Annotated in this window: 20 protein-coding genes; 7 read left to right on the top strand and 13 right to left on the bottom strand. The window is 72.1% G+C overall.

Features of this window, described 5'->3' with window-relative positions; translation table 11 throughout:
* Window positions 1-51 precede the first annotated feature (51 nt).
* The 6 genes from mmsB to WN71_RS19515 all read right to left on the bottom strand — a co-directional run bounded on the left by mmsB (window position 52) and on the right by WN71_RS19515 (window position 7,275).
* A complete protein-coding gene (gene mmsB / locus WN71_RS19540) occupies window positions 52-1,296 on the bottom strand; it encodes a multiple monosaccharide ABC transporter permease (protein ID WP_046584570.1) in 1,245 nt (414 codons plus the stop codon).
* Window positions 1,293-2,846, bottom strand: a complete 1,554-nt coding sequence (gene mmsA, locus WN71_RS19535; RefSeq protein ID WP_046584569.1) for a multiple monosaccharide ABC transporter ATP-binding protein — start codon at window positions 2,844-2,846, stop codon at window positions 1,293-1,295. The genes mmsB and mmsA overlap by 4 nt, the downstream gene beginning before the upstream one ends.
* A 32-nt stretch (window positions 2,847-2,878) precedes the next feature.
* Window positions 2,879-3,988 carry a multiple monosaccharide ABC transporter substrate-binding protein gene (gene chvE, locus WN71_RS19530; RefSeq protein WP_046584568.1) on the bottom strand — a complete coding sequence of 370 codons (1,110 nt, stop codon included), beginning with the start codon at window positions 3,986-3,988 and terminating at the stop codon, window positions 2,879-2,881.
* Between the two features lie 48 nt (window positions 3,989-4,036).
* Window positions 4,037-5,005: a hypothetical protein gene (locus WN71_RS19525; RefSeq protein ID WP_046584567.1), complete on the bottom strand. Its 969-nt coding sequence runs from the start codon at window positions 5,003-5,005 to the stop codon at window positions 4,037-4,039.
* A gap of 111 nt (window positions 5,006-5,116) precedes the next feature.
* Window positions 5,117-6,121 carry a zinc-dependent alcohol dehydrogenase gene (locus WN71_RS19520; RefSeq protein WP_046584566.1) on the bottom strand — a complete coding sequence of 335 codons (1,005 nt, stop codon included), beginning with the start codon at window positions 6,119-6,121 and terminating at the stop codon, window positions 5,117-5,119.
* Entirely contained in the window at window positions 6,118-7,275 is a 1,158-nt protein-coding gene (locus tag WN71_RS19515) for a mandelate racemase/muconate lactonizing enzyme family protein (RefSeq protein ID WP_046584565.1), read from the bottom strand. Before WN71_RS19515 ends, WN71_RS19520 begins: the two co-directional genes overlap by 4 nt.
* Window positions 7,276-7,475: 200 nt before the next feature.
* Here WN71_RS19515 and WN71_RS43465 point away from each other — a divergent pair, with 200 nt between their 5' ends.
* Window positions 7,476-8,378: an SCO2400 family protein gene (locus WN71_RS43465; RefSeq protein WP_046584564.1), complete on the top strand. Its 903-nt coding sequence runs from the start codon at window positions 7,476-7,478 to the stop codon at window positions 8,376-8,378.
* 332 nt (window positions 8,379-8,710) lie between these two features.
* Here the strand turns inward: WN71_RS43465 and WN71_RS19505 are convergent, their stop codons facing one another.
* Window positions 8,711-9,148 (bottom strand): MarR family winged helix-turn-helix transcriptional regulator, encoded by a 438-nt coding sequence (locus WN71_RS19505; RefSeq protein WP_046584563.1) that lies wholly within the window; start codon window positions 9,146-9,148, stop codon window positions 8,711-8,713.
* Between the two features lie 88 nt (window positions 9,149-9,236).
* Between WN71_RS19505 and WN71_RS19500 the strand changes: the two genes are divergently transcribed.
* Window positions 9,237-10,235, top strand: coding sequence for an NADP-dependent oxidoreductase (locus WN71_RS19500; protein WP_046584562.1), 999 nt, complete (start codon window positions 9,237-9,239; stop codon window positions 10,233-10,235).
* Between the two features lie 113 nt (window positions 10,236-10,348).
* Here WN71_RS19500 and WN71_RS19495 read toward each other — a convergent pair whose 3' ends face one another.
* Window positions 10,349-11,503 (bottom strand): serine hydrolase domain-containing protein, encoded by a 1,155-nt coding sequence (locus WN71_RS19495; protein ID WP_046584561.1) that lies wholly within the window; start codon window positions 11,501-11,503, stop codon window positions 10,349-10,351.
* A 230-nt stretch (window positions 11,504-11,733) separates the two neighbouring features.
* On the opposite strand from WN71_RS19495, the gene WN71_RS19490 reads away from it, so the two are divergent.
* The 3 genes from WN71_RS19490 to WN71_RS19480 all read left to right on the top strand — a co-directional run bounded on the left by WN71_RS19490 (window position 11,734) and on the right by WN71_RS19480 (window position 13,842).
* On the top strand, window positions 11,734-12,597 hold the full coding sequence (locus tag WN71_RS19490) for a hypothetical protein (protein ID WP_046584560.1): 864 nt from the start codon (window positions 11,734-11,736) through the stop codon (window positions 12,595-12,597).
* Between the two features lie 71 nt (window positions 12,598-12,668).
* On the top strand, window positions 12,669-13,472 hold the full coding sequence (locus WN71_RS19485) for an EI24 domain-containing protein (RefSeq protein ID WP_046584559.1): 804 nt from the start codon (window positions 12,669-12,671) through the stop codon (window positions 13,470-13,472).
* A gap of 31 nt (window positions 13,473-13,503) precedes the next feature.
* Complete coding sequence (locus WN71_RS19480) at window positions 13,504-13,842, top strand: YrdB family protein (RefSeq protein WP_046584558.1); 339 nt, start codon at window positions 13,504-13,506, stop codon at window positions 13,840-13,842.
* Between the two features lie 19 nt (window positions 13,843-13,861).
* Here the strand turns inward: WN71_RS19480 and WN71_RS19475 are convergent, their stop codons facing one another.
* Window positions 13,862-14,449 carry a TetR/AcrR family transcriptional regulator gene (locus WN71_RS19475; protein WP_046584557.1) on the bottom strand — a complete coding sequence of 196 codons (588 nt, stop codon included), beginning with the start codon at window positions 14,447-14,449 and terminating at the stop codon, window positions 13,862-13,864.
* 114 nt (window positions 14,450-14,563) lie between these two features.
* Between WN71_RS19475 and WN71_RS19470 the strand changes: the two genes are divergently transcribed.
* A complete protein-coding gene (locus WN71_RS19470) occupies window positions 14,564-17,002 on the top strand; it encodes a beta-glucosidase (protein WP_046584556.1) in 2,439 nt (812 codons plus the stop codon).
* Window positions 17,003-17,190: 188 nt separating this feature from the next.
* Here WN71_RS19470 and WN71_RS19465 read toward each other — a convergent pair whose 3' ends face one another.
* Both WN71_RS19465 and WN71_RS19460 read right to left on the bottom strand, forming a co-directional pair.
* Window positions 17,191-18,162: an aldose epimerase family protein gene (locus tag WN71_RS19465; RefSeq protein ID WP_046584555.1), complete on the bottom strand. Its 972-nt coding sequence runs from the start codon at window positions 18,160-18,162 to the stop codon at window positions 17,191-17,193.
* A 10-nt stretch (window positions 18,163-18,172) separates the two neighbouring features.
* Window positions 18,173-19,075 carry an SGNH/GDSL hydrolase family protein gene (locus tag WN71_RS19460; RefSeq protein WP_046584610.1) on the bottom strand — a complete coding sequence of 301 codons (903 nt, stop codon included), beginning with the start codon at window positions 19,073-19,075 and terminating at the stop codon, window positions 18,173-18,175.
* A gap of 268 nt (window positions 19,076-19,343) precedes the next feature.
* Here WN71_RS19460 and WN71_RS19455 point away from each other — a divergent pair, with 268 nt between their 5' ends.
* Window positions 19,344-19,838, top strand: coding sequence for a DUF3145 domain-containing protein (locus WN71_RS19455; protein WP_046584554.1), 495 nt, complete (start codon window positions 19,344-19,346; stop codon window positions 19,836-19,838).
* Window positions 19,839-19,916: 78 nt separating this feature from the next.
* Here WN71_RS19455 and fabF read toward each other — a convergent pair whose 3' ends face one another.
* Both fabF and WN71_RS19445 read right to left on the bottom strand, forming a co-directional pair.
* Window positions 19,917-21,188 carry a beta-ketoacyl-ACP synthase II gene (fabF, locus tag WN71_RS19450; protein WP_046584553.1) on the bottom strand — a complete coding sequence of 424 codons (1,272 nt, stop codon included), beginning with the start codon at window positions 21,186-21,188 and terminating at the stop codon, window positions 19,917-19,919.
* Window positions 21,189-21,296: 108 nt separating this feature from the next.
* The gene (locus WN71_RS19445; RefSeq protein ID WP_046584552.1) at window positions 21,297-21,545 is read right to left on the bottom strand and encodes an acyl carrier protein; all 249 of its coding nucleotides are present in this window, start codon (window positions 21,543-21,545) and stop codon (window positions 21,297-21,299) included.
* Window positions 21,546-21,586: the final 41 nt, after the last annotated feature.

The raw sequence follows: 21,586 nt of genomic DNA, 5'->3' as shown, positions 1-21,586 counted from the left end.
TCCCTGGGAAGGGTCGGGGCCCCGCCGGTGACCGGCGGGGCCCGAACTGACTTACGAACCGGACTTGCGCTTGTTCCACACGTCGAAGCCGACCGCGGCCAGCAGGGCGAGGCCCTTGATGACCTGTTGCCAGTCGGTGCCGACGCTGAGGAGGTTCATGCCGTTGTTCAGCACACCGAGGACGAGGCCGCCGATGATGGCACCGAGCACGGTGCCCACACCGCCGCTCATGGAGGCGCCGCCGATGAACGAGGAGGCGATCGCCTCGAGTTCGAAGTTGACGCCGGCCTTCGGTGAGGCCGCGTTCAGGCGGGCGGCCACGACCAGACCCGCCAGGGCCGCGAGCACGCCCATGTTCAGGAAGACGTAGAAGGTGACCTTCTTGTCCTTCACGCCGGACAGCTTGGCCGCCGGCAGGTTGCCGCCGATGGCGTAGATGTGCCGTCCGAAGACCGCGTTGCGCATGATGTAGCCGTAGCCCACCACCAGCACGCCGAGGATGATCAGCACGATCGGGGCGCCGTTGTAGCTGGCCAGCAGCATCGTCAGGGTGAGGATCGCGGCCACGATGGCGACCAGCTTCAGCAGGAACAGCCGGCCGGGCAGCACGTCGAGCGCGAACTCCTGCTCCCGGCGCCGGTCGCGCACCTCCTGCCAGACCACGGCGGCCATCAGCACCAGGCCGAGCAGCAGGGTGATGTTGTGGTAGTTGGTGTTCGGGCCGACCTCGGGCAGGAAGCCGTTGCCGATCTTCTGCAGCCCGCCCGGGAACGGGCCGAGGGTCTGGCCCTGGAGCAGGATCTCCGTCAGGCCCCGGAAGAGCAGCATCCCGGCCAGGGTGACGATGAACGACGGTATGCCGAAGTACGCGATGAGCACGCCCTGCGCGGACCCGGCGAGCGCGCCCATCAGCAGGCACAGCACCAACGCGACCGGCCACGCCACATGATGACTGACCGTCAGCACCGCCGCGAACGCGCCCACGAACGCCGTGAGCGACCCGACCGACAGGTCGATGTGGCCCGCGATGATCACCAGCATCATGCCGATCGCGAGGATCAGGATGTAGCTGTTCTGGAGCACCAGGTTGGAGACGTTGCGCGGCAGCAGCAGGTCGCCGCCGGTCCAGATCTGGAACAGGACGACGATCAGGCCGAGCGCGATCAGCATCCCGTACTGACGCATGTTGCGGCGCAGGCCGCCCAGCACCAGCTGGAGCAGTGAGGTGCCGCCGGCCGCTCCGCTCTTGCCCGGCGGGGCCGCGGCCGGGGTCTTGTCGGTGACGTCCGTGCTCATCGGGTTACCTCTTTGTCCTTGGTCATTTGGCGCATCAGCACTTCCTGCGTGGCCTCGGCCCGCGGCACCTCCCCGGTCAGCCGCCCCGCGGCCATGGTGTAGATGCGGTCGCACATGCCGAGCAGTTCGGGCAGCTCGGAGGAGATGAAGACGACCGCCTTGCCCTGGGCGGCCAGTTGGTCGATGACCGTGTAGATCTCGTACTTGGCGCCCACGTCGATGCCGCGCGTGGGCTCGTCGAGGATCAGCACATCGGGCCCGGCGAAGATCCACTTGCTGAGGACGACCTTCTGCTGGTTGCCGCCGGACAGCTTGTTCACCGGCTCGAAGACGGTGGGCGCCTTGATGTTCATGGACGTCCGGTAGCCCTCGGAGACCTGGCGCTCCTCGTGCTCGTCGACGATCCCCCGGCGGGCCACCTTGCCGAGCGCGGTCAGCGAGATGTTCCGGTTGATGGTGTCGATGAGGTTGAGGCCGTAGTGCTTGCGGTCCTCGGTGACGTAGGCGATGCCGTGCCCGACCGCTTCCGCGACGGTCCGGGTGCGGATCTCCGTGCCGTCCTTCAGCACCGTGCCGCCCGCGTACCGGCCGTAGGAGCGGCCGAAGACGTTCATCGCCAGCTCCGTGCGGCCGGCGCCCATCAGCCCGGCGATGCCCACGATCTCGCCGCGCCGCACATGGATCGACACGTCGTCGACGACCTTGCGCTGCTGGTCGATCGGGTGGTGCACGGTCCAGTCGCGGATCTCCAGCGCGGGCGCCGCGTCCTCGTCGGCGCCCTCGTGCGGGGTGCGTTCGGGGAAACGGTGGTCCAGGTCGCGCCCGACCATGCCCGCGATGATCCGCTCCTCGGTGGTCTCCGCGGCCTTCACGTCGAGCGTCTCGATGGTCCGCCCGTCGCGCAGGATGGTCACCGAGTCGGCGACCTTGCGGATCTCGTTGAGCTTGTGCGAGATGATGATCGAGGTGATGCCCTGGTTCTTCAGCTCCAGGATGAGATCGAGGAGCTTGGCGCTGTCCTCGTCGTTCAGGGCCGCCGTCGGCTCGTCGAGGATCAGCAGCTTCACCGACTTCGACAGCGCCTTGGCGATCTCCACCAGCTGCTGCTTGCCCACCCCGATGTCCGCGACCCGGGTCTCCGGGTGCTCGTCGAGGCCGACCCGGCGCAGCAGTTGCGTCGCGTGCCGCAGCGTCTCGTTCCAGTTGATGAGCCCGCGCGAGGCGTGCTCGTTGCCGAGGAAGATGTTCTCCGCGATGGAGAGGTAGGGCACCAGGGCCAGCTCCTGGTGGATGATCACGATGCCGTGCTGCTCGCTGGCCCGGATGTCCCTGAAGGAGCAGTTCTGCTCCTCGAAGAGGATCTCGCCCTCGTAACTGCCGTGCGGATGGACGCCGGAGAGCACCTTCATCAAGGTGGACTTGCCGGCGCCGTTCTCCCCGCAGATGGCGTGGACCTCGCCCTGGCGGACGGTCAGGTTGACGTCCGACAGTGCTTTCACACCGGGAAAGGTCTTGACGATCGAGCGCATTTCCAGGACGGGTCCCGCCATGGTCGTGCCTTCCCATCAGTAGGTGGCGGTGGTCACTTGAGATCGGCTTCGGTGTAGTAGCCGCCCTTGACCAGGACGTCCTCGTAGTTCGACTTGTCGACGCTCACCGGCTGGAGCAGGTACGCGGGCACGACCTTGGAGCCGTTGTCGTACGTCTTGTCGTCGTTGACCTGCGGCGTCTTCTTGTTGAGTACGTCGTCGATCATGGTCGAGGCGACCTTGGCGAGCTGCCGGGTGTCCTTGTAGACGGTCTGCGTCTGCTCGCCCGCGATGATCGACTTCACCGACGCGAGCTCGGCGTCCTGGCCGGTGATGACCGGCAGCGGCTGGCTGGAGGAGCCGTAACCGTCGGACTTCAGCGCGGAGATGATGCCGATGGAGATGCCGTCGTAGGGCGAGAGCACCGCGTCGACCTTGCCGCTCTTGTACGACGAGGTGAGGATGTCCTCCATGCGCTTCTGCGCGGTGGTGCCGTCCCAGCGCAGGGTGGTGACCTTGTTCAGCGCCGTCTGGCCGGACTTGACCACCAGCTCCTTCTTGTCGATGTACGGCTGGAGCACGCTCATCGCACCGTTGAAGAAGTACTTGGTGTTGTTGTCGTCGTTGGAGCCGGCGAACAGCTCGAGGTTGAACGGGCCCTTCTTGCCGCTGTCCAGGCCCAGCTTGTGCACGATGTACGTGCCCTGGAGCACGCCGACCTTCGTGTTGTCGAACGAGGCGTAGTAGCTGACGTTCTTGGTGCCGAGGATCAGACGGTCGTAGGCGATGACCGGGATGTTCGCGTCCGCGGCCTCCTGGAGCACGTTGTTCAGGGACTTGTTGTCGATGGCCGCGATGATCAGGCCCTTGACGCCCTGCGTGATCAGGTTCTCGATCTGGGAGACCTGGGTGTCCGGGTCGTCCTCGCCGTAGACCAGCTTGGTCTTGTACCCCTTGGACTGAAGGTTCTTGACGACGTTGTTGCCGTCCGCGATCCAGCGCTCGGAGGACTTGGTCGGCATCGCGATGCCGATGGTCCCGCCCTTGGCGCTGCTCGACTTCTCCTTGCTGCCGCCCGAGCTGTTCTGGCCGCAGGCGGACAGGGTGAGGGCGAGGGACGCGGCTCCGGCTATCGCGGCGAAGGCGGCTCTGCGGTTGCGCATGGGTGATCCATCCTTGTTCTTCTCGTCGTTGAGAGGGCTGGGGCGGGTTCAGGCGCCGGTGGGGAAGCGGTGGAGCGGGCCGGGCAGCCGGGAGCCGAGCGGCGCCATGTCGCCGTCCGCGCCGTGCCGCGCGAGCAGGTCCAGGGCGAGCCGGCCGCGCCGGACCCGCTCGCGGGCGGTGTCCAGGGTCACGTCCCGCAGATGGGTGCCCCACGGGTAGATGCCGGGGGCCTTGGACAGGCCGAACTTCAGATAGAGCGGTGCGCCGCGCCGGATCAGCTCGGCGACCTCGTACATCCGCACATAGCCGCCGAGGTCGTCGGGCGCCTCGATGTACATGTCCATCGGGGCGGCCGACACCCGGCGTATCTCGGTGAGGTGATCGAGCGTCAGATCGCTCGGGACGTTCACGGAGTCGGCGCCGAGGCGCTCGTACACCGCGTACGAGGCCGGGTTGACCGGTCCGATCAGCGCGGACACCTTCAGCGTGGTGTCCGCCGGCAGGATGCCCGCCGTGCGCGCCCGGTGCAGCGTCCACAGCACGCCCTCGTCGGCGACGAGCAGGCACTTCACACCCAGCTCCGCCGCCCGTACGGCGTCCTCGACACAGCCGGCCACCGCGTCGTGGCCGCGGGCGCGCAGGCCGCCGCCGCGGGAGTCGGTGCGCACCGAGCCGCCGGTGTCCCAGGTGCCCCGCGGACCGGTGAACAGGCAGAGCTCGATGCCGCGTTCGGCGGTGGCCTCGACCATCTCGGTGATCTCGGCGTCGGTCAGCATCCACACGCCGCTGCCCTGGCTGATCCGGTGGATCGGCACGTCGAGGCGGGAGGACTCCTTGAGGACGACGGCCAGCGCCTCGGGCCCCTCACAGGAGGGAACCTCGGTGCGCCAGCGGCCGCCGCCGGGGAAGGCGTGCGGCGAGGCGTCGGCGGGGGAGGGGTCGGGAGCGCCCAGGCCGAGCGCGGCGAGCGCCGGCTCACCGGGCCTGCGGGCCGCCGTGGCGGAAGCGTCGTTCACAAGCTGTCCTTCGCGTTCGGTATGTCGGACGAGGTTCGCGTCCTGGGGTGTGCGGGAGCCCGGAGCACGCCGGCACGGGGACCGTCAGGTCGTCCCCGTGCCGGCGTGCGGCTAGGGGCGGAGAAGGACCTTCCCGACCTTCGGGTCGCCCGCTCCCACCAGCTCGATGGCCTGGGAGAACTCCGCGAGCGGCAGCTCATGGGTGACCAGCGGCAGCGGATCGAGCAGCCCCGCGCCGAACACCCGCACCGTGTGCGACCAGGCGCCCGGCGGCGCGCCGAAGACGGTGTGCACCTCCAGCTGCCGTACCACCAGGTCCGTCGGGTCGAGGCCGTCGGCGCCGGGCGCCGGGATGCCGGTCAGGACCAGGCGCCCGCCGCGCCGGAGCAGCGCGGCGGCGGTGCGCGCGGCGACCGCGGACCCGGCGGTCTCGATCACGACGTCCAGATCGCCGGGCAGCTCCTCGTCGCGGGTGCGGAACGCCGTCGCACCGAACTGCCGCGACAGCGCCTCGCGGTCCCGCCGGGTGCCCACGACCAGCAGCTCCGCCGGCGACCCGGCCTTCAGGAACTGCACCGCGAACATCCCGAGGGTGCCGGTGCCGACCACCCCGACCCGCTCGCCCGGCCGGGCGTTCGCCTTCAGGGCGGCGGCCGCGATGCAGGCGGCCGGCTCCAGCAGGGCGGCGGCCGTCAGATCGGCGTCGTCGGGCAGGACGTGCAGCAGCCGGGCCGGCAGGGTGAGCGTGGCGGCCATGGCGCCCGGCTGGGTGAAGCCGGTCTCCTCGTAGCCGTCCGTGCACAGCGTGGTCTCGCCCGCGTGGCAGCGGTCGCACACCTGGCAGTTGCGGAAGCCCTCGCCGACCACCTTGCGGCCCGCGAGGGACGCGGGCACGCCCGCGCCGACCGCCTCGACCGTGCCGGACCACTCGTGGCCCGGGGTGAGCGGGTAACGGACGTACCCCTCGGGCCGGTTGCCCTGGTAGACCTCGCGGTCGCTGCCGCAGATGCCGACCGCGTGCACCCGCACCAGCGCCTCGCCGGGCCCCGGCGCCACGGGCGTGTGCCCGACCAGCCGGTGCGCGCCGGGCGCGTCGACGACGACCGCGGTGCTCACTGCGTCCCCTTCGGCTTGCGCTGCTCCCAGCCCTCGGCCCACAGGTCGAACCGGGCCTGCTGCTGCGGGAACTCGGCCGCCGCGTCGGTGTCCAGCTCGACGCCGAGACCGGGCCGGTCGCTGAGGTGGAAGTAGCCGTCGACGACCTCGGGGGCGCCCTTGACCACCTTCTTGATCTCCGCGTCGGCGAAGTCGTTGAAGTGCTCCAGGATCTTGAAGTTCGGCGTGGTGAAGCCGACCTGGAGCGAGGCGGCGGTCAGCACGGGGCCGCCGACGTTGTGCGGGGCCACCAGCATGTAGTGGGTCTCGGCGGTCGCGGCCAGCTTCCGGGTCTCCCAGATGCCGCCGATGTGGCCGACGTCGGGCTGGATGATGTCGACGGCCTGGCTCTCGAACAGCTCGCGGAACTCGATCCGGTCGTGGATGCGTTCACCCGTGGCGAGCGGCATGTCGACCTTGGCGGCGACCTTCTCCAGCGCCTTGAGGTTCTCCGGCGGCACCGGCTCCTCCAGCCAGGCCGGCTTGAACGGCGCGAGCTCGTGGGCGAGGCGGACGGCGGTCGCCGGGGAGAAGCGGCCGTGCATCTCCAGCATCAGCTCGGCCTCCGGGCCGATGGCGTCGCGGACGGCCTCGATCAGCGAGACGGCGTACAGGCTCTGCGCGTGGTCGAGTTCGAAGTGCCCGGTGCCGAACGGGTCGATCTTCAGCGCCTTGTACCCGCGCTCCACGACCTGCTGGGCGGCCTTGTGGTACGCCTCCGGGGTGCGCTCGGTGGTGTACCAGCCGTTGGCGTACGCCTTGACCTTGTCGGTCACCTTGCCGCCGAGCAGCTGCCACACCGGCACGCCGAGGGCCTTGCCCTTGATGTCCCAGCAGGCCATCTCGACGACGGCGATGCCGGACATGACGATCTCACCCGCGCGGCCGTAGTCGCCGTACTTCATACGGTGCACGAGGTCTTCCGTGGCGAACGGGTCCGAGCCGAGAATGTGGTTGGCCTCGGCCTCCCGCAGATAGCCGATCAGCGCGTCGGTGTGGCCCAGCATGCGGGTCTCGCCGACTCCCGTGATGCCCTCGTCGGTGTGCACCTGGACGTAGGTCAGGTTGCGCCAAGGCGTCCCGACCACGTGTGTGCTGATTCCGGTGATGCGCACGGCAGTTGCCCTTCAGCTGTTCGAGATTTCGTCACTCGTTCGAAATGCTGGCGTGACAGTAAGGACGGGGTGAGGGGGGTGTCAATGGGTCGAACAGGTAACGGTTTCGGCAAGCCGGTCGACAAACTGTGCGTCCCCCACGAAACCTTCACCGGAGAACCTAGGAACGTGACCTGGCGGGAACTTAGTCTTCCCGCGTCATGGACTACTGCGACCCGTGCCGCCGCCACCTGAACGGCGCCCTCACCTGCCCCGGCTGCGGCGCCCCGGCCGCCCGAACCCGCACGACCGCGGATGCGCCGCGGGGGGAGGGGTACGGCGCCGCGCACGCGGGTCACGCGTATACGGGCGACCCGTACGGCGCGGGCGCGTACGGCGTCGACGGGGCCGATTCGGCGGCGAGTCCGCCCGATTCGGCGGCGGGTCCGCCCGAGGACACGGCGGAGGCCGACGGCGGCGACGGTGACGGTGGCGGCGGTTACGCCCGCGACGCCGGCCGCGGTTACGGTCGCGAGGGCGATCGCGGCGGCGGCGATCACGGCCGTGACGACGGCGATCACGGTCGCGACGACGGCGATTACGCCCGCGACGCCGGTGTGGGCGGTACGAGTCGGCGTGACCGCAAGGCCGCGGCGCATCGAAGACGCCGGCGCCGTCTCCTGCTGGTCGCCGTGGGCTTCGTGCTGGCGGCGGGCGGCCTCAGCCTCGCCGAACTCGGCGTCGACGCGCCCTTCTCGTCGCCCGGCCCCGCGGCGGCCGCGGACGCGTCCGCGGACGGCGGCGCCTCGGCCACGGCTTCCGGGGGTACGGGGCGGCCGCTCTCCGACGCGTCGGGTGCCGGGGCGGGTGACGCCTCCGCCTCGGCCTCCGCTTCCGCCTCCCCGTCCGCCTCGCCGAGCGGGTCGGCGTCCGCGTCGGGTTCGGCCTCGGCGGATGCGAGTGCGTCGGCGACGAAGCGGGCGCAGGCGGCGTCGTCGGGTGCGACGGCGCCCACGTCCTCCGCTCCGCGGACTTCGTCCCCGGCCTCGGGTTCCCCGGCGAGCCCTGCGCCCACCCCGACCCCGTCGAACACGTGCAAACGAGTCCTGTGGTGGTGCAGCTGACGACCCCCGCCGTTTCGCGCAGTTCCCCGCGCCCCTAGCGAGACACCTGGGGGCCGGTGGGGCCTGTTCGCGCAGTTCCCCGCGCCCCTGACGGGGCGCTGCCCTTGCCGAGCACCCGCGGGCCGGTGGGGCCCCTTCGCGCAGTTCCCCGCGCCCCTTTCAAGTGTGTCTGCGGGCCGGTGGGGCCTGTTCGCGCAGTTCCCCGCGCCCCTCAGGGGCGCGGGGAACTGCGCGATCGGCCACCCGTGGCCCGCTGCCGGGCGACTGCGGGGGTGCCCCCATAGGGGCGCGGGGAACTGCGCGAAAGGCCCCCACCGAGCCGCAGCCGCAGGCTACTGCGCGAGCATCCTCCGCAGCAGATCCCGGAGGGCCTCGCGTTCCGCGGACGACAACCCCGCCAGCGGCTCCCGCGCGAAGCGCAACCCGTCGCGGAGCTCGCCCGCGACCCGCCGCCCCGTCTCCGTCGCCGCCGCCAGCTTCACCCGCCGGTCCGCCGGGTCGGGGCGCCGCTCCACCAGGCCCCGCGCCTCCAGCCGGTCCACGATCCCCGTCACGTTGGACGGCTCGCACTTCAGTCGCTGCGCCAGCTTCCGCATCGGCAGCGGCTCCAGCGACAGCAGACCGAGCAGCCGCGCCTGCGCGCCGGTCAGCGCGTGCTCGCCCGCCGCCTCCTCGTAGTCCGTGTAGTACCGGGCCACGACGTCCCCGATCAGCTCGACGACCTCCAGGGTCAGCGCGTCGGGTCGGCGGGTGGTGTGTTCAGTGGCCATGCACACCAGCGTACCGCTTTACTTGACATCCTGAAATATTGAGGCGCATGGTTGTTTCAGGTACTGAAGTAAATGGAAGGTTCCCCCCATGATCAACCGCGAGTGGCACCTGCTCAGCCGTCCCGTCGGCGTCCCGAAGCCGGAGGACTTCGCCCTGGTCGAGGCCGAGACGCGCGAGCCCGGCGCCGGCGAGGTCCTGGTACGCAACGCCTACCTCTCCGTCGACCCGTACATGCGCGGCCGCATGAGTGACGCGAAGTCGTACGTGGCGCCCTTCGAGCTCGGCAAGGTCATGCAGGGCGGCGCGGTCGGCGAGGTGCTGAAGTCGAACGCCGAGGGCATCGCCCCCGGCGACCACGTGCTGCACTTCGGCGGCTGGCGCGAGTACGCCACCGTGGACGCGAAGCAGGCCGTCAAGGTCGACCCCGCGGCCGCCCCGCTGTCCGCGTACCTCGGCGTGCTCGGCATGACCGGCCTGACCGCCTACGCGGGCCTGCTGCGCACCGCCTCCTTCAAGGAGGGCGACTCCGTCTTCGTGTCCGGCGCGGCCGGCGCCGTCGGCAGCCAGGTCGGCCAGATCGCCCGGCTCAAGGGCGCCTCCCGGGTGATCGGCTCGGCCGGCTCCGACGAGAAGGTGGCGCTGCTGGTCGACGAGTACGGCTTCGACGCCGCCTTCAACTACCGCAAGGAGCCCGTCAGCCGGCAGCTGCGCGCCGCCGCGCCCGACGGCGTCGACGTCTACTTCGACAACGTCGGCGGCGACCACCTGGAGGCGGCCATCGGCTCCCTCAACCAGGGCGGCCGGATCGCCGTGTGCGGGATGATCTCCGTCTACAACAACACCGAGGCCACCCCCGGCCCGCGCAACCTGGCCCGGCTGATCCAGACCCGCGGCCGGATCGAGGGCTTCCTCGTCGGCGACCACTACGACCTCCAGCCGCAGTTCGTCGCGGAGGTCGGCGCCTGGATCCGCTCCGGCGAGCTCAAGTACCGCGAGACGGTCGTCGAGGGCATCGAGAACAACCTGGAGGCGTTCCTCGGCGTCCTGCGCGGCGACAACACCGGAAAGATGATCGTCAAGCTCTGACGGCGGACCGGTGGGCGGTGTCGAGGGGCGGCACGGGGGACCGTCCCTCGACGCTGCGGTGCCGTGGGGCGGGGCCGCGCTCCGCCCCACGGCACCAGGAGGCGCCGATGCCGTCAGGTGGCCGGCGCCGCTCTGTGGACCGCCCGTGCCAGGCGGTCGTTCTCCGGCGCCGCGCCGCCCGGGAAGGCGTACCGGCGCCGGGTGTAGCCGTAGGCCAGACCGCTGCGCGGATCGGCGAACCCCTGACAGCCGTTCGCGCCGCTGTGCCCGAACGCCCCGGCCCCGAGGAAGGGGTGCCACAGGTCGGCGGTGGCCTGGAAGCCGAGGCCGTACGACCCGTGGCCGCGGGTCACCAGGTCGTGGCCGACGGAGTGGAACTGCCCGAACTCCGCGACCGTGTCCGGCTTCAGCAGCGGCACCTGCTCGGCGACCTCGCTGATCGCCGCCGCGTACAGCCCGGCCAGCCCCCGCGCGGAGGCGGTCCCGCCCACCGACGCGGGCCCCCGGGCCCGGATCGGCCGCTCGTTCGGCAGTGCCGCGAGGTCCGTCGGCTCGGCCGCGTGCCGGTTCAGGGCGATCGACGGCAGCGCGTGCGGCCCCGTTCGCTCGGCGTCGACCTGTGCCCGCTGCACCGGCGTCGGCGCCATCGGCTGCGCCGCGCGGAACCGGGGCTCCAGAGCGGCGGGCAGCCCCAGGAAGAAGTCCAGGCCGTACGGGGCGCGCACCCGGTCCTCGTGCAGCTGCTGCACCGTGTGGCCGGTGGCCCGCCGTACGATCTCGCCGGCCAGTGCGCCGATGACCAGGGTGTGGCTGCCGAAGGCCGTGCCGGGGCGCCAGAACGGGCGCTGGTCCGCGAGGCGTTCGGCGATCCCCCGGTCGTCGGCCAGCTCCGCGAGGGTGAACCCGCCGTCCGTGCCGATCACGCCCGCCCGGTGCGCGAGCAGCTCCCTGAGGGTCAGCGCGCCCTTGCCCTCGGCGGCGAACTCCGGCCAGTAGTAGGTGACTTTGCGGTCCAGTTCCAGCGTGCCGTCCTGCACGAGCAGCGCGACGACCAGATGGGCCGCGCCCTGGGTGGTCGTGGACACGCCGTAGAGGCAGTCCGCGCCGCCGGGGCCCGCCCACAGGTCGACGACCCGCCGCCCGTGCACATACGCGCACAACTGTCCTTCGTAGTCCGGCCGTTCACCGGCGACCAAGGCGGTGAACTCCTCCCGTACCTCCTCGAAGCCTGCTGCGACCGTGCCGTGGACGGTGATCTCCTGACTCATCCGCTTCCCTCCGCCGAACCGCCGCCGCCTGTCCTGCCGTCCGGTACGGCGGCCGGGCCTGATCGACTCAACCGCCTTTGCGACCGTCTGCGTCACGATGGGCCCGGACCGTGCGCAAGAACGCGCCGGAACGGGCATATTGGGACTGTCCGGCCGGACCGGCGAAGGCCGCCGCACGCCCGGTGCCGCTACACGCGACGTCCGCCCCAGGCCGCCCCAGGAGAGGTCCCATGGCGACGATTCCCTCCCTCCCGAGCAGGGACGACATGCTGCGGATGGCGCGCGGCACGACCGACATCACCGGCCAGCTCCTCGACACGGCCGGCAATCTCACCCGGATCGCGATCAACACCCTCGACCCGCGCGACGGTTCGGGCCAGGAACTGCTGCGGGTGCTGCGCGAGACCACCGCCGGTCTCGCGGAGGCCAGCGCCTCCCCGCAGGCGCAGGAGGCCTTCTACCGGATCGTCGACACCCTCACCCGGCTCGGCACCAGCGGGGCGCCGCTGGCGGTGCACCCGGTGAGCGAGCCCGCGCAGGCGCTGCTCGCGGCGATCGGCGAGTCACTGCTGCCGGTGCTGGACACGGTGGGCCCGGCGATCGAGGAACTCGCCGCCGTGCTCGGTGAGTTGATCGAGGCGACCTCGCCGGTGCTGCCCACCGCGGCCGGTCTCGCGGCGGGCCTGCTGCTGGCGCTGGTGCCGCCGATCCGCGTCGCCGCGCAGGTGCTGCGGGACTCCTCGCCCGAACTGCGCCGTATCGCCGACGCGCTCACCGCCGCGGTGGCCCCGCTGCTGCCCCTCCAGGTGGCCCTCGCCGAACGGGCCGCCACCGTGGGCGCGGACCTGGTCAAGGCCGCGCTGCCCCCGCTGGCCGACCTCACGGAGGCCGCGGCCGCGACCACGAAGGCGGCCCGCCCCGTCCTGCTCGCGGGCGAGGAACTCCTGGTCGCGGGCCTGGAACGACTCCAGCCCCGGCTGCTGTCCGGCGCCTCCCACGCGGGCCGGGTGGCCCGCGCGGCCGCGGTCCGCGTCTCGGCGGCGCTCAGCCCGGCGGAGGACCGGGCAGTGGTCCTGACGGCGACGACGGCCTGACCGCGCGGTGGTCCCGACGACGGCCGGACCGCGCCGGTCACCACCGCGCGCACGCTCGCTAGAGTCGTGTCATGCGTGATCTTGGGGTGGGATTCGGGTATCTGCTGAAAGGGCAGCGGTGGGTGGCCCGGCGGGGCAAGCGGTTCGGGGTGGGGCTGCTGCCCGGACTGATCACCCTCGTCCTGTACGCCGCTGCCCTGGTCTCGCTCGGCGTGTGGGGCGTGGACCTCGTCGGCTGGGCGACGCCCTTCGCCGACGACTGGGCGAGCCCCTGGCAGGGGCTGTTCCGCGACTTCCTCGCGGTCGTGCTGTTCGCCCTGTGCCTGCTGCTGGCCGTCCTCACCTTCACCGCCGCGACCCTGCTGATCGGGCAGCCCTTCTACGAGAGCCTCTCCGAGGCGGTCGACCGGGACCTGTCGCCCGACGGGTCCGCCCCGCAGTCGCACCGCACGCTCTGGCGCGAGATGTGGATCTCCGCCCGTGACAGCCTGCGCGTCCTGGTCCGGGCCGCCGTGTGGGGCCTGCTCCTGTTCGCCCTCGGCTTCCTGCCGTTCGTCGGGCAGACGGTCGTCCCGGTGATCGGGTTCTTCGTCACCGGCTTCTTCCTCACCGAAGAGCTGGCCTCGGTCGCGCTCCAGCGCCGCGACGTCGAACTGCGCGCCCGGCTGGCCCTGTTGCGCTCCCGCAAGACCCTGGTCTGGGGCTTCGGCACCCTGCTCGGCCTCGCCTTCCTGGTCCCGTTCGTCGCGGTGTTCCTGATGCCGGGCGCGGTCGCGGGGGCGACCCTGCTCGCCCGCGACCTGCTGGGCGAGGACACGGAGCGCGCGCCGCGCACTGCGGACCCCGAGGACACCGACGACACCGAGGCCTCGTGACCGGCTGCCCCGCCGGGCCATACTTCCGTCCATGAAGACGGCCCAGGGCGTGAACCTCGGTGTGCTGTTCCTGATCGAGCTCGGCGCCCTCGCGGCCGTCGCCTACTGGGGGTTCACGCTGGACGCCCCCACGGCGGTGCGCTGGCTGCTCATGGTCGCCGCGCCCGCCGTGCTCGTCGCGCTGTGGGCCCGCTGGGGCGCGGCGAAGGCCCCGCACAAGGTGCGCGGCGCGGGCCGGGTGGCCTTCGAGACGGTGTGGTTCGGGGCCGGAGCGGCCGCCCTGTTCGCGGCCGGGGCGACGGGCTGGGCGGTCGCGTTCGCCGCGGTCGTCGCGGTCAGCAAGGCCCTGGCCGTCGTATGGCACCAGTGAGCGGCCGTCCCCGTCCGGCTCACCCCTCCCCGTCCCCCAGCACCTCCAGGAAGTCGCGGAACGCGGCCGGCATGTCGACCGACTCCGGGTCGAGCAGCCACTGGTACTGGAGCCCGTCCATCACGGCGACCAGCAGCGGAGCGGCGCGTTCCGGCGTGAGGCCGCTCGGCAGCCGCTCGCCGTACTCGGCGCGCAGCGCGGTCGCCATGCTCGCCCGGACCCGCGTGTAGCGCTCGGTGAAGTACGCGCGGGCCGGGTGCTCCTCGGTCACGCTCTCGCCGAGCAGCGCCGAGAAGGTCTGGATGATCCCCGGCCGCATCGCGTTGTACTCGACCAGCTGCGCGAGCAGGTCGACCCGCCAGCGGCTCTCCGGCACGGCGTCCCACTGGTCGCGCTCGCGCAACACCGCCACCAGCAGCGCGTCCTTGGTCGGGAAGTGGTGCAGCAGGCCCTGCTGGGTCAGCCCGACCCGCTCGGCGACCGCCGCGAGGCTGGTGCCCCGGTAACCGCGCTCCGCGATCACCTCCAGCGCCGCCCGGACGATCTCCGCGCGCCGCTCCTCGCTGCGGACCCTCTCACGTGCGCTCATTCCGTCACCGTACGACACCGCCGACGGCGCCCCCCGAGCCGTACATAACAGCGAGGTAACAAAACCTACCGCTCTACAGGTACCGGATGCACGATGGAGTCTTCCGCACGGACTCGACGAGGAGGCGCCGTCATGGCAGCAACGCAGTCCACCCCGGCCGACCGGGCCCGCGAGAGCGCCGTCGAAGCGGCTCTCGCCGCGCTCGACCTGGACGCCAAGACCCGGCTGCTGGCCGGCCAGGACATGTGGTCGCTGCCCGCCCTGCCCCGGATCGGGCTGGCCTCCCTGGTGATGTCCGACGGCCCGATCGGCGTGCGGGGCGTGCGCTGGACGGCCGACGACCCCTCCGTGGCCCTGCCCTCGCCGACCGCGCTCGCCGCCGGCTGGGACCCGGACCTCGCCCGCCGCGCGGGCGTGCTGCTCGCGCAGGAGGCCCGCCGCAAGGGCGTCCACGTCCTGCTCGCGCCCACCGTCAACCTGCACCGCTCACCGCTCGGCGGCCGCCACTTCGAGGCGTACAGCGAGGACCCGCTGCTCACCGGCGTGATCGGCGCCGCCTATGTGACCGGCGTCCAGTCCGGCGGCGTCGGCACCACCGTCAAGCACTTCGTCGCCAACGACGCCGAGACCGACCGCTTCACCGTGAACAACCTCGTGGGCGAGCGCGCCCTGCGCGAGCTGTACCTGGCCCCCTTCGAGACGATCGTCGCCACCGCCCGCCCCTGGGGCGTGATGACCGCCTACAACACCGTCAACGGCGTCACGATGACCGAGCACGCCCGCCTGGTGAACGACGTGCTGCGCGGCGAGTGGAGCTTCGACGGGTTCAACGTCTCCGACTGGATGGCCGCCCGCGACACCGTCCCCGCCCTGCGCGGCGGCCTCGACGTCGCCATGCCGGGACCGCGCACGGTCTACGGCGAGGCGCTCGCCCGCGCCGTACGGGACGGCGCCGCCGACGAGGCCGAGGTCGACGAGGCCGTCCGCCGGGTGCTGCGGCTCGCCGCCCGGACCGGTGCCCTCGCCGGCGCCGAACCCGCCGTCACCGAGGTGCCGGAGCCCGTCGACGGCGAGGCGCTGGCCCGCGAGATCGCCCGCCGCTCCTTCGTCCTGGTGCGCAACGAGCGGTCCGCGCTGCCGCTGCGCCCCGGCACCGTCGCCCTGAGCGGCGCCGCCGCCCGCGACGCCCGCGTCCTCGGCGGCGGCTCCGCCACCGTCTTCCCCGCGCACACCGTCTCCCCGCTCGACGGCCTCACCGCCGCCCTGCCCGAGGGCACCCTCAGCTATGCCGTCGGCGCCGACCCCAGCACCGAACTCGCGCTCGGCGCACCGGGATTCGACCTGCGGGCCGTCTGCCGCGACAGCGCCGGGAACGTCCTGGGCACCGGCACCGCCCCCGGCGGCCAGATCCAGTGGATGGGCTCCGACCTCCCGGCCGGCGTCACCCACGACACGCTCCACACGGTCGAGCTGACCGGCACCTTCACCCCGCGCGAGAGCGGCCCGCACACGTTCGGCATCCGGGGCTTCGGCGCCTTCACCCTCACCGTCGGCGCCACCACGTACTACGACGACGTCCAGCCGGCCGACGCCGACGACCCCTTCTCCGCCTTCTTCGGCGCCCCCGTGCCGCGCGCCACGGCCGAACTCGTCGCGGGCGAACCGGTCGACGTCTCGCTCACCCACGTCGTGACCTACGCCGCCGAACTCCCCCTGAAGAACGTCATCTTCGCCCTCGCCCTCCAGGGCCCGCAGCGCGATCCCGACGAGCTGATCGCCGAGGCGGTGGCGGCCGCCCGCGCCGCCGACACCGCCGTGGTCGTGGTCGCCACCACCGACCGGGTGGAGTCGGAGGGCTTCGACCGCGCCGACCTGCGGCTGCCCGGCCGCCAGGACGACCTCGTGCACGCGGTCGCCGCCGCCAACCCGAACACCGTGGTGATCGTCAACTCCGGTTCCCCGGTGGAGCTTCCGTGGCGGGACGAGGTGGCGGCGGTGCTGCTGACCTGGTTCCCGGGCCAGGAGGGCGGCGCGGCCCTCGCCGACGTGCTGACCGGCGCCCACGAGCCGGGCGGCCGGCTGCCCACCACCTGGGGCTCCCTGGCCGACGCCCCGGTCACCCGGGTCACCCCCGAGGGCGGCGAACTGCCGTACAGCGAAGGCGTGTTCATCGGCTACCGGGCGTGGGAGAAGCAGGGCCGCACCCCGTCGTACCCGTTCGGGCACGGTCTCGGCTACACCGACTGGCGCTACGACGGGATCTCGGTGGACGGCACCACGGTGACCGTCCGCGTCACCAACACCGGCGAGCGGCCCGGCCGCGAGGTCGTCCAGGTCTACGTCGCCCCGGCCGAGACGGACCCCGACCGCCCCGCCCGCGCGCTCGCCGGATTCGCCGGGGCCGAGGCCGGTCCGGGCGAGAGCGTCGAGGTCACCGTCGAGCTTCCGCGGCGGGCGTTCGAGATCTGGGACGAGCGGACCGGTGGGTGGGCAGTTGTGAAGGGTTCGTACGAGATCGCGGCAGGACGCTCCATCGCCGACCGGAGGGCCGCCACCAGCATTAACGTCTGATGAGGGACGGGCATCCCCGCCTACAGCCCCGGTCCGGGACCTGACCCCCGGACCGGGGCTTGCCCGTCCCCGGCGTCCGATGAGCGGCGCCCCGCATCCGGTGACCGGCAACCTGCACTCGGCGACCGGCGACCGGCGACCGGCGACCGGCGACCGGCGACCGGCTAGCGGTGACCGGCGTCGGCGGCTCAGCGCGCCGAGAAGCCGTACACCGTCTCCGAGCGGAACTCCTCGCCCGGCACCAGCACCGTGCTCGGGAACTCCGGGTGGTTCGGCGAGTCGGGGAAGTGCTGGGTCTCCAGCGCGATCGCGGCGTTCGGCCCGAACGGCTCGCCCAGGTGGTCCGCGGTGTAGACCTGGATGCCGGGCTCGGTGGTCGCGATCGTCAGGACCCGCCCCGACACCCGCTCGTGCAGCTCGGCCACCTCCACCGGAGCGTCGGTGACCCCCTTGTCCAGCACGTAGTTGTGGTCGTAGCCGGGACCGACCTCGCGGCCCGAGCGGAAGTCGAAGCGGGTGTCCTCGACGTCCTCCAGCGCACCGGTCGGGATCAGACCCGCGTCGACCGCGGTGATCCGGGAGGCGGCCAGCCACAGCTCGTACTCGCCCGCGCCGCGCGTGCCGCCCAGGTCGAAGTAGCTGTGGTTGGTGAAGTTCACGACGGTCGGCGCGTCCGTCACCGCCCGGTACGCGATGTGCAGCGCCCCGGCGGCGTCCAGGGTGTACGTCGCCGTGACCTCCAGGGTGCCCGGGAAGCCCTCCTCGCCGTGCGGGGAGACCCGGCTGAGCCGCACCCCGTGCTCCACCGGCCGGGCGTCCCACACGCGCTTGTCGAAGCCCCGGGAGCCGCCGTGCAGCGAGTTGGGGGCGTCGTTGGGCTCCAGGGCGTAGACGTTCTCGCCGAGGGCGAAGCGGGCGCCGCCGATCCGGTTGGCGTACCGCCCGACCAGGGCGCCGAAGAACGGCTCGGGATGCGTCAGATAGCCGTCGAGGGTCTCGAAGCCCAGCACCACGTCCGCGGTGCGGCCGTCCAGGTCGGGGACCTCCACCGACTGCACGATGCCGCCGTACGACAGCACACGCACCCGCACTCCGTTCCGCTCGAGGGTCCAGCGGTGCACCTCGGTGCCGTCGGGAAGTGTGCCGAAAAGTTCGCTCATGTGGGAAACCCTAGGTCACCGGGTCTTTCGACGTGACGGTGCGGTAGGCGATCTCGGCGAGCCTCGCCTGCCCGTCCGCGCTCGGATGGAACCAGTCCCACTGGCTGAGCTGCTTCGTGCCGAAGTCGTAGTCGAACACCGCGTCCCCGTCGAACCGGCACCGCGTGTCCTTGGCGCACACGTCCTTCAGCACGCCGTTGTACGCCTCCACCCGGTCGAGGACCGTGTCCCGGCGCAGCGTCGCCGCCGCCGTCAGATCGTCCGCGTCCTGGAGCATCGAGGGGCAGATGCCCAGCTTCCAGATCTGCTTGCCCAGCGGGTTGGCCCGCCCCTGCGACCACAGCCGCTTCAGGTTGGGCACGCTGGCGACGTACACCTGCGCCTTCGGCAGCCGCGCGCGCAGGGTGCGCAGCGACTCCTCGAACCCGGCCCGGAAGTCGGCCACCGACGTCATCGCCGAGGTGGACGCCCGGCAGGCGTCGTTCGCCCCGATCATCACCGTCACCAGCTGCGGGCGGCGCGCCGCGGCCCGGCGGATCTGCGCGGGCAGATCGGCCATCCGGGAACCCGTCACCGCGTAGTTCCAGCTGTGCCCGGCCGCGCCGGTGCGGCCGAGCAGCCGTACCGCCAGGCTGTCCACCTTCGCCGAGCTGCCCGTCGCCCAGGACACCTCGGGGCAGTCGGACAGGACCGTGCACGCGTCGAAGCCGCGGGTGATGGAGTCGCCCACGGCCGCCACGGACGACGGGCTGCGGTCCCACACCGGGCCCTGCTTCCGCTTCGCGTGCGTGTCGCCGGGGCCGGAGGCGCCACCGCCCGGCGCGTCGCACGCGGTCGCGCCGAGCAGCGCGGCGAGCAGCGCGGCCGCCAGCAGGGGGGCACCGGGCCGTACCGGCCGGCGTGGGTTGCGCATGCCCTGGTCCATCCCCTCGTCGTCGGCCCGGTCGGGGCGTCATCCCTACCAACCCATGACAGCGCGCCCGGGTTCCCGGCGCCCGGCATGGAACGGCTCACACCCGTACAAGCGTCCCCCCGGGTGAATGGCGGGAGTTTCCTGGCACCGGGACCGACGGTACGTCACACTCCTTGCGCCCTCGCACGGTAGCCTCGCAAGCAACGTGGCCCCCGCGCCACCGCCGCCAGCCAGCCCGCAAGATGCCCTGCTCTGCCCGGAGGTCCCGGTGACGACACGTGGAGTTCTGTACGTCCACTCCGCGCCGCGCGCGCTGTGCCCGCACGTCGAGTGGGCCGTCGCCGGGGTGCTCGGCACGCGCGTCAGCCTGGACTGGATCCGCCAGCCCGCCGCGCCCGGCACCTGGCGCGCCGAGTTCTCCTGGCAGGCCGAGGCCGGCACGGCGTCCAAACTGGCCTCCGCGCTGCGCGGCTGGCAGATGCTGCGCTTCGAGGTGACCGCCGAGCCGTGCCCCAAGGCGGAGGGCGAGCGCTACAGCTGCACCCCCGATCTCGGCATCTTCCACGCCGTCACCGGCATCCACGGCGACATCCTGATCCCGGAGGACCGGCTGCGCGCCGCGCTCACCCGCTCCCAGCGCGGCGAGACCGACCTGGAGGCGGAGATCGCCAAGCTGCTCGGCAAGCCCTGGGACGACGAACTGGAGCCGTTCCGGTACGCGGGCGAGGGCGCCCCGGTCCGCTGGCTCCACCAAGTGGTCTGACGCCGCTTCAGGCCCGCGACGCACAGTGGCCCGCCCCCGGAACCCGGGGGCGGGCCACTCGCCGTTTCACGGCCGCGTTCAGACCGAGCGGAACGCCAGCACCACGTTGTGGCCGCCGAAGCCGAACGAGTCGTTCAGCGCGGCGATACGGCCCTCCACGGGCAGCTTGCGGGCCTCGCCGCGCACGATGTCCGCGGCGGCCTCCGCCTCCGGGTCGAGGTGGTCGACGTTGATGGTCGGCGGGGCGAGCCGGTGGTACAGCGCGAGCACCGCGGCGACGGACTCGATGCCGCCCGCGCCACCGAGCAGGTGACCGGTCATCGACTTGGTCGCGGAGACCGCCATGTGGTCGGTGTCGTCGCCGAACACCTTGCGCAGCGCCTTGAGTTCGGCCACGTCACCGGCCGGCGTCGAAGTGGCGTGCGCGTTGACGTGCACGATCTCGGCCGGGTCCAGGTCGGTGCGCTCCAGCAGGTTCTGCAGGGCCTGCGCGATGCCGCGGCCCTCCGGCTCCGGCTGCACGATGTCGTGGCTGTCGGCGGAGATGCCCTGACCGACGGCCTCGGCGTAGACGCGCGCGCCGCGCTTGGCCGCGTGCTCGGCGGACTCCAGGACCAGCACGCCGGCGCCCTCGCCGAGGACGAAGCCGTCCCGGGCGGTGTCGTAGGGGCGGGACGCGCCCTGCGGGTCGTCGTTGTTCTTGGACATCGCCATCATGTTGCCGAACGCGGCGATGGGCAGCGGGTGGATCGCCGCCTCCGTGCCGCCCGCGACGACCACGTCGGCCCGGCCGGTGCGGATCATCTCGATGGCGTAGCCGATGGCCTCGGCGCCCGAGGCGCAGGCGGAGACCGGGGTGTGCACGCCCGCGCGGGCGCCGACGAGCAGGCCCACGTTCGCGGAGGGGCCGTTCGGCATCAGCATGGGGACGGTGTGCGGGGAGACGCGGCGGACGCCCTTCTCCTTGAGCACGTCGTACTGGTCGAGCAGGGTCGTCACGCCGCCGATGCCGGAGGCGATGACCGCGCCGAGGCGGTCGGGGTCGACGGACGCGTCCTCGCCGGCCTTGGCCTCGAAACCGGCGTCGGCCCACGCCTCCTTCGCCGCGACCAGCGCGAACTGCGCGGAGCGGTCCAGGCGGCGGGCCTGCGGCCGGGGGATGACCTCGGTCGGCTCCACGGCGACGGGAGCGGCGATCTTGACGGCCTGGTCGGCTGCCCAGTCCTGCTCCAGGGGCTTGACGCCGGACTTGCCGGCGATCAGGCCCTCCCAGGTAGAGGCTGCGTCGCCACCCAGCGGTGTGGTTGCGCCGATACCGGTGACGACCACGGTGCGATTGGTCGGGCTCACGGGAATTCTTTCTCCAACGGATACGAGGATTCAGGCGGCGCCACCGCCGGGTGGCGGGGCCGGAGCACGGTCAGAACCGAGTGGTCCTGACCGTCCGGCAGCAGGGGATCAGCCCTGGTGCTTGAGGATGTAGTCGGTCGCGTCGCCGACGGTCTTGAGGTTCTTGACGTCCTCGTCGGGGATCTTGACGTCGAAGCGCTCCTCGGCGGCGACGACGACCTCGACCATGGACAGCGAGTCGACGTCCAGGTCGTCGGTGAAGGACTTGTCCAGCTGGACGTCCTCAACCGGGATGCCGGCGATCTCGTTCACGATCTCGGCGAGACCTTCGACGATCTCTTCCTGAGTGGCGGCCATGTTGGCGCTCCTTCTTGTATATCCAGAGTGTTTGGCGGTGT

Source organism: Streptomyces mangrovisoli, from assembly GCF_000974985.2.
GTDB lineage: Bacteria > Actinomycetota > Actinomycetes > Streptomycetales > Streptomycetaceae > Streptomyces > Streptomyces mangrovisoli.
Note: the sequence above shows the minus strand (reverse complement) of the source record. Positions and strands in the feature narration are given on the sequence as shown.

What these genes read in the sequence shown, in the direction of transcription:
- mmsB (WP_046584570.1), bottom strand. Translation starts at nt 1,296, where the DNA reads ATGAGCACGGACGTCACCGACAAGACCCCGGCCGCGGCCCCGCCGGGC.
- mmsA (WP_046584569.1), bottom strand. Translation starts at nt 2,846, where the DNA reads ATGGCGGGACCCGTCCTGGAAATGCGCTCGATCGTCAAGACCTTTCCC.
- chvE (WP_046584568.1), bottom strand. Translation starts at nt 3,988, where the DNA reads ATGCGCAACCGCAGAGCCGCCTTCGCCGCGATAGCCGGAGCCGCGTCC.
- WN71_RS43465 (WP_046584564.1), top strand. Translation starts at nt 7,476, where the DNA reads ATGGACTACTGCGACCCGTGCCGCCGCCACCTGAACGGCGCCCTCACC.
- WN71_RS19505 (WP_046584563.1), bottom strand. Translation starts at nt 9,148, where the DNA reads ATGGCCACTGAACACACCACCCGCCGACCCGACGCGCTGACCCTGGAG.
- WN71_RS19500 (WP_046584562.1), top strand. Translation starts at nt 9,237, where the DNA reads ATGATCAACCGCGAGTGGCACCTGCTCAGCCGTCCCGTCGGCGTCCCG.
- WN71_RS19495 (WP_046584561.1), bottom strand. Translation starts at nt 11,503, where the DNA reads ATGAGTCAGGAGATCACCGTCCACGGCACGGTCGCAGCAGGCTTCGAG.
- WN71_RS19490 (WP_046584560.1), top strand. Translation starts at nt 11,734, where the DNA reads ATGGCGACGATTCCCTCCCTCCCGAGCAGGGACGACATGCTGCGGATG.
- WN71_RS19485 (WP_046584559.1), top strand. Translation starts at nt 12,669, where the DNA reads ATGCGTGATCTTGGGGTGGGATTCGGGTATCTGCTGAAAGGGCAGCGG.
- WN71_RS19480 (WP_046584558.1), top strand. Translation starts at nt 13,504, where the DNA reads ATGAAGACGGCCCAGGGCGTGAACCTCGGTGTGCTGTTCCTGATCGAG.
- WN71_RS19470 (WP_046584556.1), top strand. Translation starts at nt 14,564, where the DNA reads ATGGCAGCAACGCAGTCCACCCCGGCCGACCGGGCCCGCGAGAGCGCC.
- WN71_RS19465 (WP_046584555.1), bottom strand. Translation starts at nt 18,162, where the DNA reads ATGAGCGAACTTTTCGGCACACTTCCCGACGGCACCGAGGTGCACCGC.
- WN71_RS19460 (WP_046584610.1), bottom strand. Translation starts at nt 19,075, where the DNA reads ATGCGCAACCCACGCCGGCCGGTACGGCCCGGTGCCCCCCTGCTGGCG.
- WN71_RS19445 (WP_046584552.1), bottom strand. Translation starts at nt 21,545, where the DNA reads ATGGCCGCCACTCAGGAAGAGATCGTCGAAGGTCTCGCCGAGATCGTG.